The sequence below is a fragment of the Pseudomonas sp. KH_017 genome, from assembly GCF_057840285.1.
The window spans coordinates 2015649-2030111 of the sequence record NZ_CM174509.1 but is presented as its reverse complement, the minus strand read 5'-3'; the positions used below and the strand labels follow the sequence as shown (position 1 = coordinate 2030111).

The 14463-nt window shown below is 61.4% G+C and carries 11 protein-coding genes; 7 read left to right on the top strand and 4 right to left on the bottom strand.

Annotated features, from left to right (window positions below):
- Positions 1–213: 213 nt before the first annotated feature.
- Positions 214–2502 carry a primary-amine oxidase gene (gene tynA / locus AC3IT6_RS09220; RefSeq protein ID WP_489354961.1) on the top strand — a complete coding sequence of 763 codons (2289 nt, stop codon included), beginning with the start codon at positions 214–216 and terminating at the stop codon, positions 2500–2502.
- Positions 2503–2633: 131 nt separating this feature from the next.
- Here the strand turns inward: tynA and feaR are convergent, their stop codons facing one another.
- The 3 genes from feaR to paaY form a co-directional block, all read right to left on the bottom strand.
- On the bottom strand, positions 2634–3548 hold the full coding sequence (gene feaR, locus AC3IT6_RS09215) for a transcriptional regulator FeaR (RefSeq protein WP_489354960.1): 915 nt from the start codon (positions 3546–3548) through the stop codon (positions 2634–2636).
- Positions 3549–3649: 101 nt separating this feature from the next.
- A complete protein-coding gene (paaX, locus tag AC3IT6_RS09210) occupies positions 3650–4573 on the bottom strand; it encodes a phenylacetic acid degradation operon negative regulatory protein PaaX (protein ID WP_008003007.1) in 924 nt (307 codons plus the stop codon).
- 181 nt (positions 4574–4754) lie between these two features.
- On the bottom strand, positions 4755–5351 hold the full coding sequence (gene paaY, locus AC3IT6_RS09205) for a phenylacetic acid degradation protein PaaY (protein WP_150725777.1): 597 nt from the start codon (positions 5349–5351) through the stop codon (positions 4755–4757).
- 348 nt (positions 5352–5699) lie between these two features.
- Here paaY and paaF point away from each other — a divergent pair, with 348 nt between their 5' ends.
- From paaF to paaK, 6 genes are all read left to right on the top strand, one after another.
- Positions 5700–6473: a 2,3-dehydroadipyl-CoA hydratase PaaF gene (gene paaF / locus AC3IT6_RS09200; protein ID WP_489354959.1), complete on the top strand. Its 774-nt coding sequence runs from the start codon at positions 5700–5702 to the stop codon at positions 6471–6473.
- A gap of 51 nt (positions 6474–6524) precedes the next feature.
- On the top strand, positions 6525–7316 hold the full coding sequence (gene paaG, locus AC3IT6_RS09195) for a 2-(1,2-epoxy-1,2-dihydrophenyl)acetyl-CoA isomerase PaaG (protein WP_150725775.1): 792 nt from the start codon (positions 6525–6527) through the stop codon (positions 7314–7316).
- A gap of 3 nt (positions 7317–7319) precedes the next feature.
- Complete coding sequence (paaH, locus tag AC3IT6_RS09190; RefSeq protein ID WP_489354958.1) at positions 7320–8837, top strand: 3-hydroxyacyl-CoA dehydrogenase PaaH; 1518 nt, start codon at positions 7320–7322, stop codon at positions 8835–8837.
- The gene (paaI, locus tag AC3IT6_RS09185; protein ID WP_489354957.1) at positions 8830–9279 is read left to right on the top strand and encodes a hydroxyphenylacetyl-CoA thioesterase PaaI; all 450 of its coding nucleotides are present in this window, start codon (positions 8830–8832) and stop codon (positions 9277–9279) included. The genes paaH and paaI overlap by 8 nt, the downstream gene beginning before the upstream one ends.
- On the top strand, positions 9272–10483 hold the full coding sequence (gene pcaF / locus AC3IT6_RS09180; protein ID WP_489354956.1) for a 3-oxoadipyl-CoA thiolase: 1212 nt from the start codon (positions 9272–9274) through the stop codon (positions 10481–10483). The genes paaI and pcaF overlap by 8 nt, the downstream gene beginning before the upstream one ends.
- Positions 10484–10582: 99 nt before the next feature.
- The gene (gene paaK / locus AC3IT6_RS09175) at positions 10583–11908 is read left to right on the top strand and encodes a phenylacetate--CoA ligase PaaK (protein WP_489354955.1); all 1326 of its coding nucleotides are present in this window, start codon (positions 10583–10585) and stop codon (positions 11906–11908) included.
- Positions 11909–12303: 395 nt separating this feature from the next.
- Here the strand turns inward: paaK and AC3IT6_RS09170 are convergent, their stop codons facing one another.
- Positions 12304–13731 carry an IS1182 family transposase gene (locus AC3IT6_RS09170; protein WP_489351041.1) on the bottom strand — a complete coding sequence of 476 codons (1428 nt, stop codon included), beginning with the start codon at positions 13729–13731 and terminating at the stop codon, positions 12304–12306.
- Positions 13732–14463: the final 732 nt, after the last annotated feature.

Below are 14463 nucleotides of genomic sequence, written 5' to 3'. Positions count from 1 at the left end.
GGGCGTGAATAGTAATGCTTCCTATTAACTTGAAGCAATGGTTTGCGGCCGCCACATCGGGCACTTTATCCCCTTGCCATGGTGCATTTCGTCAGGAAAGCTGGATTGCGGCACGCAACCAAAGAAATCTGGCAGGCATTCAAAAGCATCCATTGACGGGTTGTAACAAAGTGCAGGAATGCCCGTACCCGGCTTTTCCCCAGGAATTCACCCATGTTCAGCCCCAAAGCGTCGCCCAAAAGAACTCCGCTTGCCCGCCTGGCCCTGGCCATCACCTTGAGCACCCTCGGCCTGCCTTTCTGGGCGAACACTGCCCAGGCCCATGGCGGTCACGCCGACATGGTGCCGCTGCAAGCGGGTCTTGAGGAATTTGGCGCCACGGTGAAATGGGACGACTACGCCAATCTGTTCACCATTGCCAAGGACGGGGTCTACCTCAAGGTCAAGCCCGACAGCAAAGTGGCGATGCTCAACGGCAAGCGTATCGAGCTGACGGTGCCGGTGGTGTTCAAGGACCATACGGCGTTCATGTCCAAGGACTTTATCAACCAGGTGTTCCAGTCCGGGCTGGACAAGACCTTCGTCGTCGAAACCCGCCCCAACCCGCTCAATCCCCTGAGCGCAGCCGAAATCACCACGGCCGTGGACATCGTCAAGAAATCGGAAAACTACAAGCCCGGCTTCCGCTTCACCGAAGTCTCGGTCAAGGAGCCGCCGAAGGATCAGGTGTGGAACTTCGTCTTCACCGGGCAGAACGTCACCCAGCCGCGTGAGGCGTCAATCGTGGTGCTCGATGGCAAGCACGTGATCGAAGCCCTGGTCGACCTCGACAAGAATGAACTCAAGTCCTGGAAGCCGATCGAAGGCGCCCACGGCATGGTCCTGCTGGACGACTTCGCCACGGTGCAGACGGCTGTGGAAACCAGCCCGGAATACGCCCAGGCCCTGGCCAAGCGCGGCATCAACGACGTGAAGAAGGTCGTGGCCACGCCGTTGACCGTAGGTTACTTCGACGGCAAGGACGGCCTGGAGCAAGACAAGCGCCTGCTGAAAATCGTCAGCTACCTCAACACCGGTGACGGCAACTACTGGGCGCACCCGATCGAGGGCCTGGTGGCGATTGTCGATCTGGAACAGAAGAAGCTGATCAAGATCGAAGACGAAGCGCTCATTCCGGTGCCGATGAAACCGACGCCGTATGACGGGCGCGGACGCCAGGGCGTGGCGGTCAAACCGCTGGAAATCATCGAGCCCGAGGGCAAGAACTACACCATCAGCGGCAACAGCATTCACTGGCAGAACTGGGACTTCCACGTTCGCCTCGACTCGCGGGTCGGGCCGATCCTGTCCACCGTCACCTACGACGACAAGGGCAAGAAGCGCAAGATCATGTACGAAGGCTCGCTGGGCGGCATGATCGTGCCTTACGGCGACCCGGACATCGGCTGGTACTTCAAGGCCTACCTCGATTCCGGCGACTACGGCATGGGCACCCTGACTTCGCCGATTGCCCGTGGCAAAGACGCGCCGCAAAACGCCGTGCTGCTGGACGCGACCATCGCCGACTACACCGGCGCACCGACCGCGATCCCGCGCGCCATGGCGGTGTTCGAGCGCTACGCCGGCCCCGAATACAAACACCAGGAAATGGGCCAGCCCAACCTCAGCACCGAGCGTCGTGAACTGGTGGTGCGCTGGATCAGCACCGTGGGCAACTACGACTACATCTTCGACTGGGTCTTCCAGCAGAACGGCACCATCGGCATTGACGCTGGCGCTACCGGCATCGAAGCGGTCAAGGGCGTGAAGTCCAAAACCATGCACGAAGACACCGCCAAGGAAGACACGCGCTACGGCACCCTGCTGGACCACAACATCGTCGGCACCACGCACCAGCACATCTACAACTTCCGCCTCGATATGGACGTGGATGGCGAGCAGAACTCGCTGGTGGAAGTAAACCCGGTGGTGCTGCCCAACGACCGTGGCGGCCCGCGCACCAGCACCATGCAGACCGAAACCAAAGTGGTCGGCACCGAGCAACAGGCAGCACAGAAATTCGATCCGTCGACCGTGCGCCTGCTGACCAACCTCAGCAAGGAGAACAAGGTCGGCAACCCGGTTTCCTATCAACTGATTCCGTACGCCGGCGGCACGCACCCGGTGGCCAAGGGCGCCAACTTCGGCAAGGACGAATGGCTCTACCACCGCCTCAGCTTCATGGACAAGCAGCTGTGGGTGACGCAATACAACCCCGAGGAAAAGTACCCGGAAGGCAAGTACCCGAACCGCTCGGACAAGGACTCGGGCCTGGGGCAGTTCACCCAGGACAACCACTCCATCGAGAACACCGACGATGTGGTCTGGCTGACCACCGGCACCACCCACATCGCCCGCGCCGAAGAGTGGCCGATCATGCCGACCGAGTGGGTGCATGTGCTGCTCAAGCCTTGGAACTTCTTCGATGAAACACCGACGCTGAACCTCAGTTCACCGAAGTAAGGCACACAAAAAACCTGTGGGAGCGGGCTTGCTCGCGAAAGCGGTATGTCAGTCGACTACTTCATTGACTGACACACCGCTTTCGCGAGCAAGCCCGCTCCCACAGGGTCAGGCGGTGCCCATGCAAACGATCAAGCATGCCGCTTGCGATACTCCCCCGGCGCAATGCCGAAGCGCGACTTGAACGCGGTGGAAAAATAGCTCGAATCGGAAAACCCCCACGAATACCCCAGCACCGACAACTTCTCCTCCTTGCCTGACCGGCGCAGGGATTCGGCGCACAAATCCAGCCGACGGTTCTTGATGTAGCGCGCCACCACCAATCCTTTCTTGGCAAACATGCGGTACAGGCCACGGGTGGACATGCCGACTTCCCGCGCCAGCCATTCCGGGCACAGGTCTTCGGAGCGAATGTTGTCGTCGATGCAGGTGAGTGTCTTGCGGAAGATCCGCTCATGGGAGTCGCTGCTGTCGTCGGCCTGGCTGATCGCCGGGCGCAGCAGGCTGACAATCGCCTCCAGGGTCGCTTCGCTTTCCTGGCGGGTCAGGTGCTGCTGGCGGGTGGCATCGAGGATCAGCCGGTGCGACAGCACCGCAATGGGCGATGTGGCGGCGATCCGGTGGCCACACCTGACCTGATTGAAGCGCAGGGTTTGCTCGACCAGTTGATACGGCAGGATCAATGACAACTGCCGGGAGTTTTCGCCGTAGGTAAAGTCGCTGGGCCGCGCGGCATCGATCAGCGTGATGTCGCCGGGAGACAGCAAGACCTTGTCGTCGCCCTGGGCCATGCCCGCCGTGCCGTCGAGCTGGAACACCGCAAAATACTTGCCGCCCTCGCCCGCCGCGACTTCCTGGGGCGTACGGTACAAACGCGCCTGGCACGCATCGACGAAACTGAGCTTGAGCGCATCGCTCTGGTATTCACGGATACGCCCGGCAAATTCGCTGCCCAGGGGTTGTGCGTTGAAGGCGCCACAGATCTGGTTGATCTGATGGATCCACTGGTCGAACCCATCATGGCGCTGTGCTGTAGTAGAAATCATGTCAGGCCTCGCGCAGGCTTATTTTTATTGTCTACGTCAATCCACACGACATCGGATGCTTCACGTCTCCTGAACCGCACCGCTCCCTGAACAATGACGTGCTATTTCAGTCCGCCAAAACGCCGATAGAAGCTTTCACCCACATCCGGCAACGGGCCATCGGCCGTTTCCAACGCAGCGTTCAGCCATTCTTCGGCCTTGGCGTAGATCAAACGGTAAATGTTGCGGCACAACTGGCGGGCGGCGCGGCCTTCCCAATCGCCGGGCAGCAACTCGTCCGGCAGTTGCGGGTCGCGCAGCAGCAGCTTGCGGTACTCGTGAATCAGCAGCACCCGCGCCAGGAAGCAGTCGGCCGGTTGCAGGTTTTCCTGCTCGCGCAGGGCTTGCCACAGTGGCCGGAACAGCTGGATGAACTCGCTGTAGTGCGCCGCCAGCTCCTCGATGTTCCAGCTCTCACGCACTTGCAGGCGCAGGGCCTTGGAGGCCAGTACGTCCTGGGCGGTGGTTTCGAAGACGATGGTGTCTTCCTGGACGCCGAGGTCGAGCAGGGTCGCGTTGACGTCGGAACGGTCGCTACGCGGACAGGCCAGCACCACCGGCGAAATCGCGCCGAAGCCTTGCCACTCCAGTTCCTCGCGCACCTGTTTGCGTTTGTCCTGGGTCAGTTGCGAGAGCATTACCAGGCACCAGGAGCCATCCCAGGCCGGCATCGTGGTGCTGTAGACCCGCTTGAAAGCCTTGTCGAAACGCCGGCGGCCGGTGCCGGTCAGGCTGTAGTAGCTGCGACGACCGACTTTCTCGGCAGTCAGCCAGCCTTCCTTGGTCAGGCGAAAAATCGAGGTGCGGATCAGCCGTTCGTTGATGCCGATGGGTTCGAGCAACTGAATCAGGCTGCCCAGCCAGACGGTGCCGCCATGGGGTTCGATGGCATCCCCGTACAACGTGATGATCAAGGAACTGGCGCGGATCGGCGTCTGCTCCTGGAAGCGGGTAATCAGATGGTTCAAGGGAGTCAGGGACGACATGGGCGTTCCGTGCGAAAAAAGAAAAGGAATATACCGAAACCTATGGGGTTAATCCCAATCCCTTGTGGGAGCGGGCTTGCTCCGGGCGGCGATCCGACGAAAGCGGAGTGTCAGAAGACAAATTTGTAGACTGACACACCGCCTTCGCGAGCAAGCCCGCTCCCACAAGGGGGTTCAGTGTTCACAAGGCACTGCCCTTGGGCCGCAACCCGCTGTCACTGATACGCGGACGATCCGGCTCCGGTTCGCTCAGCGGTTCGCAGACCTGCATCTGCGTAAGGCAACGCTGGGCCAGTTGCTGATATTCCCGGGTGCCGGCCTGTTTCCACGCCACTTCCTGATCGCTGAGGCTGCGCTTGATGCTGGCCGGTGCGCCCATGACCAGCGACTGTTCCGGGCATTCGAAGCCGGCCTTGACGAACGCCGCCGCCGAAACGAATGAACGCGGGCCGATCCGGGCGTTGTCCATCACCACCGCATTCATGCCCACCAGCGCATCGGCGCCGATCCGGCAACCGTGCAGCACCGCGCCGTGGCCGATGTGGCCATTGCGCTCGACCACTGTGTCGCTGTCGGGGAAACCGTGCATCACGCAGGTGTCCTGCAGGTTGGCGCCCTCTTCCAGCACGATCCGCCCGAAATCCCCGCGCAGGCTGGCCAGCGGGCCGACATAGCAATGGGGGCCGATGATCACGTCACCGATCAATACGGCAGACGGGTGCACATAAGCGCTCGGGTCAACCACCGGAGTCAGGCCATCAAGGCTGTAGCAGGTCATGGAAGCTTCCTTCATAAAGCGATGCAATTAATGATTCATTTTGTATCACATCACTTTTAACAGCACAAAGACTAAAAACCGTATCACTTGAAATGCACCTTCCCGACGAATGTCAACGCGCCTCTAAAATCACCATAAAACCCAATGTTTTCTGGGTAAAACCCGCTATAAGCGCCTCTCCATCAGAAAGCCAAAAAATCGAAACTCACACCAATAAGACACATTAAATACATTTCCGTATTGCATTTACGTATCACGTTATAGCTATACTTGGGCAAAACCGGCCCCTGCGGCCGATCCAATAACGAGCCGGCACCACGCCGAGCGTGCACCGTGAGAGCATCCGCCATGCCTCTGACCCTTGCCGTCGAATTGATCGAGCCTGGCGTCCGCCTGATTACCCTGCAGCGCCCGCAGGCCCTGAACGCCCTGACCACCGAGTTGCTGGGCGAACTGGCCGCTGAACTGAATATCGCGCAAGCCGACCCCGACACCCGCGCCGTGGTCCTTACCGGCAGCCGCAAGGCCTTCGCCGCCGGCGCCGACATCAAGGAAATGGCCGAACGCAACCTGGTCGGCATCCTCGACGACCCGCGCCAGGCTTCGTGGCAAACCATTACCCGCTTCAGCAAACCGCTGATCGCCGCCGTCAACGGCTTCGCCCTCGGCGGTGGCTGCGAACTGGCGATGCACGCCGACATCATCATCGCAGGCGTTGACGCCCGTTTCGGCCAGCCGGAAATCAACCTCGGGATCATGCCCGGCGCCGGTGGCACCCAACGCCTGCTGCGCGCAGTGGGCAAATCCATGGCCATGCAGATGGTGCTGACCGGCGAGCCGATCGACGCCCGTCAGGCCCAGCGCGTCGGCCTGGTCAGTGAAGTCACCCAACCGGAATTCACTGTCGAGCGCGCCCTGCACATCGCCCGCAGCATCGCGACCAAGGCACCGCTGGCGGTGCGCCTGGCCAAAGAGTCGCTGCTCAAGGCCATGGACACCGACCTGGCCAGCGGCCTGCGCTTCGAGCGTCACGCCTTCACCGTGCTGGCCGGCACCCGCGACCGCGACGAGGGCATTGCAGCCTTCCAGGAAAAGCGCAGCCCGACTTTCACCGGGCAATAAAGCGGCCACTGACATCCGAATTCGAACGACTGCCAAGAGAACGCCAAGACCATGAACTTCGAACACATCCTGTTTTCCATCGACGCCGGCGTCGCCCTGCTCAGCCTCAATCGGCCGGAGCAGCTCAACAGCTTCAACACCCAGATGCATGGCGAAGTGAAGGAAGCACTCAAGCAAGTGCGGCAGAACCCGGACGTGCGCGTGTTGCTGCTGACCGGTGAAGGCCGCGGCTTCTGCGCCGGGCAGGACCTGAGCGACCGCAATGTCGCGCCGGGCAGCGCCGTGCCGGATCTGGGCGAGTCCATCGAGAAGTTCTACAACCCGCTGATCCGCCAATTGCGCGACCTGCCATTGCCGGTGATCTGCGCGGTCAATGGCGTGGCGGCCGGGGCTGGCGCCAACATTCCGCTGGCCTGCGACCTGGTACTGGCGGCGCGTTCGGCCAGTTTCATCCAGGCGTTCTGCAAGATCGGCCTGATCCCGGATTCCGGCGGCACCTGGACCCTGCCGCGTCTGGTGGGCATGGCCCGCGCCAAGGCTCTGGCCTTGCTCGGCAACCGCCTGAGCGCCGAACAAGCCGAGCAATGGGGCTTGATCTACCAGTGTGTGGACGACGCCGATTTACGCGACGAAGCGCTGAAACTGGCCCGCCACCTGGCGACCCAGCCGACCTACGGTTTGGCGCTGATCAAACGCAGCCTCAACGCCAGCTTGAGCAACAGCTTCGACGAACAGCTAGAGCTGGAAAAAGACCTGCAGCGCCTGGCCGGGCGCAGCGAGGACTACCGCGAAGGCGTCGGCGCCTTCATGGAAAAACGCACCCCAGTTTTCAAGGGGCGCTGAGTCATGACTGCACTGAACACCAACGCACGCATCGCCGTGATCGGCGCCGGGGCCATGGGTGCCGGTATCGCCCAGGTTGCGGCGCAGGCCGGCCATCCGGTTTTGCTGCTGGACAATCGTCCCGGCGCTGCCGCCCAAGCGATTGAAGGCATCGACCGCCAGCTGGGCAAGCGAGTCGAGAACGGCAAGCTGTCGGCTGAGTCGCGCAGCGCAACGATTGCCCTCCTGCAAGCGGTGGAAGCCATCGAAGCCCTGGCCGACTGCAATCTGATCATCGAAGCCATCGTCGAGAACCTAGACGTCAAGCGCGCGCTGTTCCGCCAGCTCGAAGGCATCTGCGGCGAACACTGCATTCTGGCCAGCAACACCTCGTCGCTATCGATCACCAGCATCGCTGCACAGCTTGAGCATCCACAACGCCTGCTCGGCCTGCACTTCTTCAACCCGGCACCGGTCATGGCGCTGGTGGAAGTCGTCTCCGGCCTGGCCAGCGATCCGGCACTCGCCGAGTGCCTGTACGACACCGCCAAGGCCTGGGGCAAAAAACCGGTGCACACCCGTTCGACGCCCGGTTTTATCGTCAACCGCGTGGCCCGGCCGTTCTATGCCGAAAGCCTGCGGATGCTCCAGGAAGGCGCGGCCGACTGCCCGACACTGGATGCGCTGATGCGTGAGGCCGGTGGTTTTGCCATGGGCGCGTTCGAGCTGACCGACCTGATCGGCCACGACGTCAACTACGCCGTGACCTGCTCGGTGTTCGACGCCTATTACCAGGACACGCGCTTCCTGCCGTCGCTGATCCAGAAAGAACTGGTGGACGGCGGGCGCCTGGGACGCAAGAGCGGCCAGGGTTTCTACAGCTACGCCCAAGGTACGGAGCGCCCGCACGCCGCTGAAATCAGCAGCGCTGCGAAGGTCGAAGTTTGTGCCGTGGAAGGCGACCTCGGTATCGCTAAAGGCTTGCTCGCACGCTTGCATGAACAAGGCGTCGAGATCATCCAGCGCGATGGTCGAGGTTTGCTGCGGGTCGGTGATGCCGTGCTGGCCTTGAGCGACGGGCGCATGGCCTGTCAGCGGGCTCGCGAAGACGGGCTGCGCAACCTGATCCTGCTGGATCTGACGTTCGATTACGGCAATGCCAAACGCATCGCCATCAGCCATGCGGCAGGCATTGATCCGCAGGCCCTCGAGCAAGGCGTTGCCCTGCTGCAACGGGCCGGCCTCAAGGTCAGCCTGCTCAGCGACAGCCCGGCCCTCGCCGTCCTGCGCACCGTGGCCATGCTCGCCAACGAGGCCGCCGACGCCCTGCTGCAAGGCGTGGCCTCGGCCGCCGACATCGATCTGGCCATGCGCGCCGGGGTCAATTATCCACAAGGACCGCTGGCCTGGGCCGATGCCATTGGCCTGGCGCACATTCTTGAAACGCTGGAAAACCTGCAAGCCAGTTATGGCGAAGAACGCTACCGGCCGTCGCTGCTGCTGCGCCGTCGCGTCACAGAAGGGAGAACATTCCATGACTAACCATGAAGCCATGTCCCTGGCCAGTGAATGCGCGCAATCGCTGTTCCAGCGTGATAACGCCAGCCAGGCCATGGGCATGCGCCTGCTCTCGGCCGGCCCCGGTTGCGCCCGGGTCGGCATGAGCGTGCGGGCCGACATGGTCCAGGGTCACGGCACGTGCCACGGCGGCTACCTGTTCGCGCTGGCCGACTCGGCATTCGCCTTTGCCTGCAACAGCTACAACGAAGCCACGGTGGCCATCGGTTGCAGCATCGACTACATCGCCCCGGCGCGCCTGGGCGACACGCTGAACGCCGACTGCATCGAGCAGAGCCGTTCCGGGCGTACCGGCAACTATGACGTGCGCATCGAAAACCAGCAGGGCCAGTTGATCGCCCTGTTCCATGGCAAATCCTACAAAGTGCGCGGCCCGGTGCTGGCGCAGGAGACTCCCAATGAATGACGCCCTGATCATCGACGCCGTCCGGACCCCGATTGGCCGTTACGCCGGTGTCCTGAGCAGCGTGCGCGCCGACGACCTCGGCGCGGTACCGCTGCGCGAACTACTGCGCCGCCACCCGCAAGTGGACTGGAGCACGGTCGACGACGTGATCTACGGCTGCGCCAATCAGGCCGGCGAAGACAACCGCAACGTCGCGCGCATGTCGGCATTGCTGGCCGGGTTGCCGGTCAGCGTGCCGGGCACCACCCTCAATCGCCTGTGCGGTTCCGGGCTGGATGCCATCGGCACCGCCGCCCGGGCGATTCGCAGCGGCGAAACCGGGCTGATGCTGGTCGGTGGCGTCGAATCCATGTCCCGCGCGCCGCTGGTGATGGGCAAGGCCGAGCAGGCGTTTTCCCGGTCGGCCGAGATCTTCGACACCACCATCGGCTGGCGCTTCGTCAATCCGCTGATGAAAAAGGCCTACGGCATCGACTCCATGCCGGAAACGGCGGAGAACGTCGCCGAACAGTTCAACATCTCCCGGGCCGACCAGGACGCCTTCGCCCTGCGCAGCCAGCAACGCGTCGCTGCCGCCCAGGCCAATGGACGTCTGGCCAGGGAAATAGTCGCGGTGGAAATTCCCCAGCGCAAAGGCCCGGCCAAAGTGGTCGAGCACGACGAACATCCGCGCGGCGACACCACCCTTGAGCAGCTGGCCAAACTGGGTACGCCGTTCCGCGAAGGCGGCAGCATCACCGCCGGCAACGCCTCCGGGGTCAACGACGGGGCCTGCGCCCTGTTGCTGGCCAGCCCGGAAGTCGCCAAACGCCACGGCCTGACCGCCCGAGGCCGCTTTGTAGCAATGGCCACCGCCGGGGTCGAGCCCCGAATCATGGGCATCGGTCCAGTTCCAGCCACCCGCAAGGTGCTGGAAGTGGCCAACCTGAGCCTGGCCGACATGGACGTGATCGAACTCAACGAAGCCTTCGCCGCACAGGGTCTGGCGGTGCTGCGTGAATTGGGTCTGAGCGACACCGACCCACGGGTCAACCCCAACGGCGGCGCCATCGCCCTGGGCCATCCACTGGGCATGAGCGGCGCACGTTTGGTGACCACCGCCCTGCATGAGCTGGAAGAACGTAACGGCCGCTACGCCCTGTGCACCATGTGCATCGGTGTCGGCCAGGGGATCGCGCTGATCATCGAGCGTCTATCCCACTAAAGAATCGCGATTCCCAAGGAGCCGAGAGGTATCCTTGGGGCATGCACTCAAAGCCCTTGTGCAAAAGGGCTGGAACACAAAAACAATTCGAGTGAACACATGAACATGCCAATAGCCAAAGCCGTGCTGGACCCTGTGCTGGACCCGCTGGAAACCGCCAGCATCGACGAGCTGCGCCAGCATCAGCTGGAGCGCCTGCGCTGGAGCCTGAACCACGCCTACAACAACGTGCCGCTGTACCGTCAGCGTTTCGATGCGCTGGGCGTGCACCCGGACGACATCAAGTCCCTCGACGACCTGGCGAAATTCCCTTTCACCACCAAGTCCGACCTGCGGGACAACTACCCCTACGGCATGTTTGCCGTGCCGATGCACGACATCGTGCGCCTGCACGCGTCCAGCGGCACCACCGGCAAACCGACCGTGGTCGGCTACACCCAGAACGACATCGACACCTGGGCCAACGTCGTCGCCCGCTCGATCCGCGCTGCCGGTGGCCATCGTGGCGACAAGGTGCACATTTCCTATGGCTACGGCCTGTTCACCGGCGGCCTCGGCGCACACTACGGCGCCGAACGCCTGGGCTGCACGGTGATCCCGATGTCCGGCGGCCAGACCGAAAAACAAGTGCAGCTGATCAAGGATTTCCAGCCGGACATCATCATGGTCACGCCGTCCTACATGCTCAACATCGCCGATGAAATCGAGCGCCAGGGCATCGACCCGCACAAACTGGCCCTGCGCCTGGGCATCTTCGGCGCCGAACCCTGGACTGCCGAACTGCGCAGCGCCATCGAGCAACGCCTGGGGATCACCGCCCTGGACATCTACGGCCTCTCGGAAATCATGGGGCCGGGTGTCGCCATGGAATGCGCCGAAACCAAGGACGGCCCGACCATCTGGGAAGACCACTTCTACCCGGAAATCATCGATCCGGTCACCGGCGAAGTGCTGCCGGACGGGCAGATGGGCGAACTGGTGTTCACCTCCCTGAGCAAAGAAGCCCTGCCGATGATCCGCTACCGCACCCGCGACCTGACGCGCCTGCTGCCGGGCACCGCACGGCGGATGCGGCGTATCGACAAGATCACCGGCCGTAGCGATGACATGCTGATCATCCGCGGGGTCAACGTGTTTCCGACGCAGATCGAGGAACAGGTTCTCAAAGTTAAACAACTTGCCGAGTGCTATGAGATCCATCTGTATCGCAATGGCAACCTGGACAGCGTTGATGTGCATGTCGAGCTCAAGGCTGAGCACCAGCATCTGACCGATGAACAGCAGAAGGCTGTTTGCGGGGAGTTGAGCAAGCACATCAAGACGTATATCGGGATCAGTTCGCGGATCGTTTTGCAGCCGTTTCATTCGATCAAGCGGTCGGAGGGCAAGGCTTGCCACGTGTTGGATAAACGTCCTAAAGCATGACTGCTGCACCCTTTATGGCCCCGCTTTTTGCGGGGCTTTTTTTGGGTTTTGGTTTTGGGGGCATATCCATTTTTTTGGTAACGGCCACCCATGGTTCCGCTCTTACAGCGGGTTACTTGGAAAAGCCCCAAGTAACCAAGGGCTCTTGCCCCTGACGTTCGGCCCTTCGCTTAGGCTCAGGGTGCCCTCGCTCCGGTCCTGCTCCGTGGGCCCGCCGCCATCGGCCATCCATGGCCCAGAGTGTGTAAAAACCGGCTCAAGCAGCGTCGGCGCGCAGCGCAGACGCTGCTTTGGCCTGCTAATCACAGCTAAAGCGTTCCACGTAGCCGCAGCCGGTTCTCAGGGTCGCTACCAACACGTCACAGCGCTTCAATCGGGGCAAAACAAGGGCCTTTTCAGGCCGCCAGCGCTTTCACCAGATTTTGCGCACCGAGGATTTTCATCACTCGCTTCAAGTTGTAGGCGAGCACATTCAGGCTCATTTCGGTGCTCACCCCGGCAAGCCGCCGGGTCAAAAAGTGTGTCGCACCCATCCATTGTTTGAGCGTCCCGAAGGGATGTTCGACGGTCCGCTTGCGGATGCTCATCATCTGCGGCGCATTCTCCAGACGGACCTGCATTTCCTCCAGCACGGCTTCATGTTCCCAGCGACGAACCTTTCGCTCCCTGGCCGGTGTGCATTGCGCCTTTATCGAGCAGGACCTGCAGTTCGAGCTCCAGTAACTGTTCAGCTTCTTGCCTTTATCGACGTAAGAATTGCGCCAGATCAGCACTTCCTTGGCAGGGCAGACGTACACATCTTTGTCCGCGTCGTAAACAAACTCGTCATTGTTGAAGCGGCCATCGAATTTGGCGCGCGAGCTCAGCGTCTTCGGCACATAAGCGCTAATCCCTGCCTCGTGGCAGGCAAGGATCTCCCCGCTTTTGTAATACCCTCGGTCAGCCACCACCGACAACGATTCGAGTTTCATCGCCTCACGGGCCAGCAGCGCCATCGAGCTGAGCTGATCACGGTCATGACCCTCATTGGTCACCTCGTGCGCGACGATCAGATGATGCTTGGTATCGACCGCCGTCTGTACGTTGTAACCCACGATCCCTTTGCCGCTCGTCATCATGGAGCGCGCGTCCGGGTCGGTCAGTGAGACCTGTTTGTCCGGGGACTCCTCAAGCTGTATTTCAATCGCCTGAAGCGCCTTCATCTGCTCCTTCAGTTTGGCGATTTTCTCTTCCAGGCCGCCTTTGGGCCCTGAAGACTTGGTCTCTTCCCGATCAGCTGCATCCAGCGCCTTCAGATAATGGGCAATGCTCGATTCGATTTCTTCCATCCGGCGTTTCAGCTTGGCGCTGGTGAAGTTGCGGTCGCGGTGGTTCACAGCCTTAAATTTGCTGCCATCTATGGCGACGAAATTTTCCGTGAAAAGCCCCAATTGCTGACACAGCACAACAAACTGTCGGCAAACGCCTCGAATGGCCTTGCTGTTGTCTTTACGGAAGTTGGCGATGGTCTTGAAGTCCGGCATCAGTCGACCGGTAAGCCACATCAGCTCGACGTTGCGCTGCGCCTCGCGCTCAAGGCGTCGGCTCGACTGGATGCGGTTTAGATAGCCGTAGATGTAGATCTTCAGCATGACTGCCGGGTGGTAAGCCGGTCGGCCGGTTTCAGCGGGGACAGCGCTTTCAAAACCCAAGGTGATCAGGTCAAGTTCATCAACGAAGACATCGACAACACGCACCGGATTGGTGTCGCTGACGTAATCGTCCAGGCTCTCGGGGAGCAAGGTACTTTGACCTCGGTGTTCACCTTGAATGAAGCGTTTCATGGGCAGCCCTTGCGATGAAATCCTGGGAAATCATAGCAAGGGTTTGCTTAGAAGTTTTGACACACTCTGGGCCGGCGGCGGCTAACCCGGCATCCATGCCGGGTTGCCCACTGCGCAGAACCTCCACTCGGCCTCTCGAGGGGGCAAGAAGATCAAAAGCCAAAGCAAAAGCGAGGCGGCCTACCGGCCGGCCTGATCGCGGGGTTCGTTCGTCTGTGAAAATTGAGTTGGCTGGCAGGCCGTCATCGCGGGCAAGTCGGATCGCCGCACCGCCGCTCCCACAGAAGAGCAAAAGCAGGCCGGCGTACACCTTCGCTCCTCACCACTCATCAGGCCGAGCGTTAGCTCGCCTGCAGCTCTTGATCTTGATCCACCCGCCCCCTCGGAAGGCTGAGCGGAGGCGTTCATCCGGGGGTGGGCGCGCAGCGCCGTTCGGCGCAGCCGAACACATCGAGAGGAGGTCGAGCGAAGCCGACCGGAGGCGATGCCCCCGGATGAATGCCGGAGCGAAGGAACCCCGAGCCCAGGCGAGGGGCCGTACGTTCGGGGCGAGCGTTTTTTTGCTTACTTTTTTAGGCGCTTGTAAAAAAAGTAAGTCGCCGTAAGGGCGAAACCGCCAGCCGCCGCTACCCAAGAAACGGATATGCACACCCACCCAAAGCCCCCCAGCCCCAAAGCGATACAAAAAACAAATACGACACGTCATTTTGTGTTTGATATTAAATTCTGTAT

Coding starts and splice junctions, on each gene's coding strand:
- paaX (WP_008003007.1), bottom strand. CDS start 4,573: ATGTCGTCCCTGACTCCCTTGAACCATCTGATTACCCGCTTCCAGGAG.
- paaG (WP_150725775.1), top strand. CDS start 6,525: ATGAACTTCGAACACATCCTGTTTTCCATCGACGCCGGCGTCGCCCTG.
- AC3IT6_RS09170 (WP_489351041.1), bottom strand. CDS start 13,731: ATGAAACGCTTCATTCAAGGTGAACACCGAGGTCAAAGTACCTTGCTC.
- pcaF (WP_489354956.1), top strand. CDS start 9,272: ATGAATGACGCCCTGATCATCGACGCCGTCCGGACCCCGATTGGCCGT.
- paaK (WP_489354955.1), top strand. CDS start 10,583: ATGAACATGCCAATAGCCAAAGCCGTGCTGGACCCTGTGCTGGACCCG.
- paaF (WP_489354959.1), top strand. CDS start 5,700: ATGCCTCTGACCCTTGCCGTCGAATTGATCGAGCCTGGCGTCCGCCTG.
- feaR (WP_489354960.1), bottom strand. CDS start 3,548: ATGATTTCTACTACAGCACAGCGCCATGATGGGTTCGACCAGTGGATC.
- paaY (WP_150725777.1), bottom strand. CDS start 5,351: ATGACCTGCTACAGCCTTGATGGCCTGACTCCGGTGGTTGACCCGAGC.
- tynA (WP_489354961.1), top strand. CDS start 214: ATGTTCAGCCCCAAAGCGTCGCCCAAAAGAACTCCGCTTGCCCGCCTG.
- paaH (WP_489354958.1), top strand. CDS start 7,320: ATGACTGCACTGAACACCAACGCACGCATCGCCGTGATCGGCGCCGGG.
- paaI (WP_489354957.1), top strand. CDS start 8,830: ATGACTAACCATGAAGCCATGTCCCTGGCCAGTGAATGCGCGCAATCG.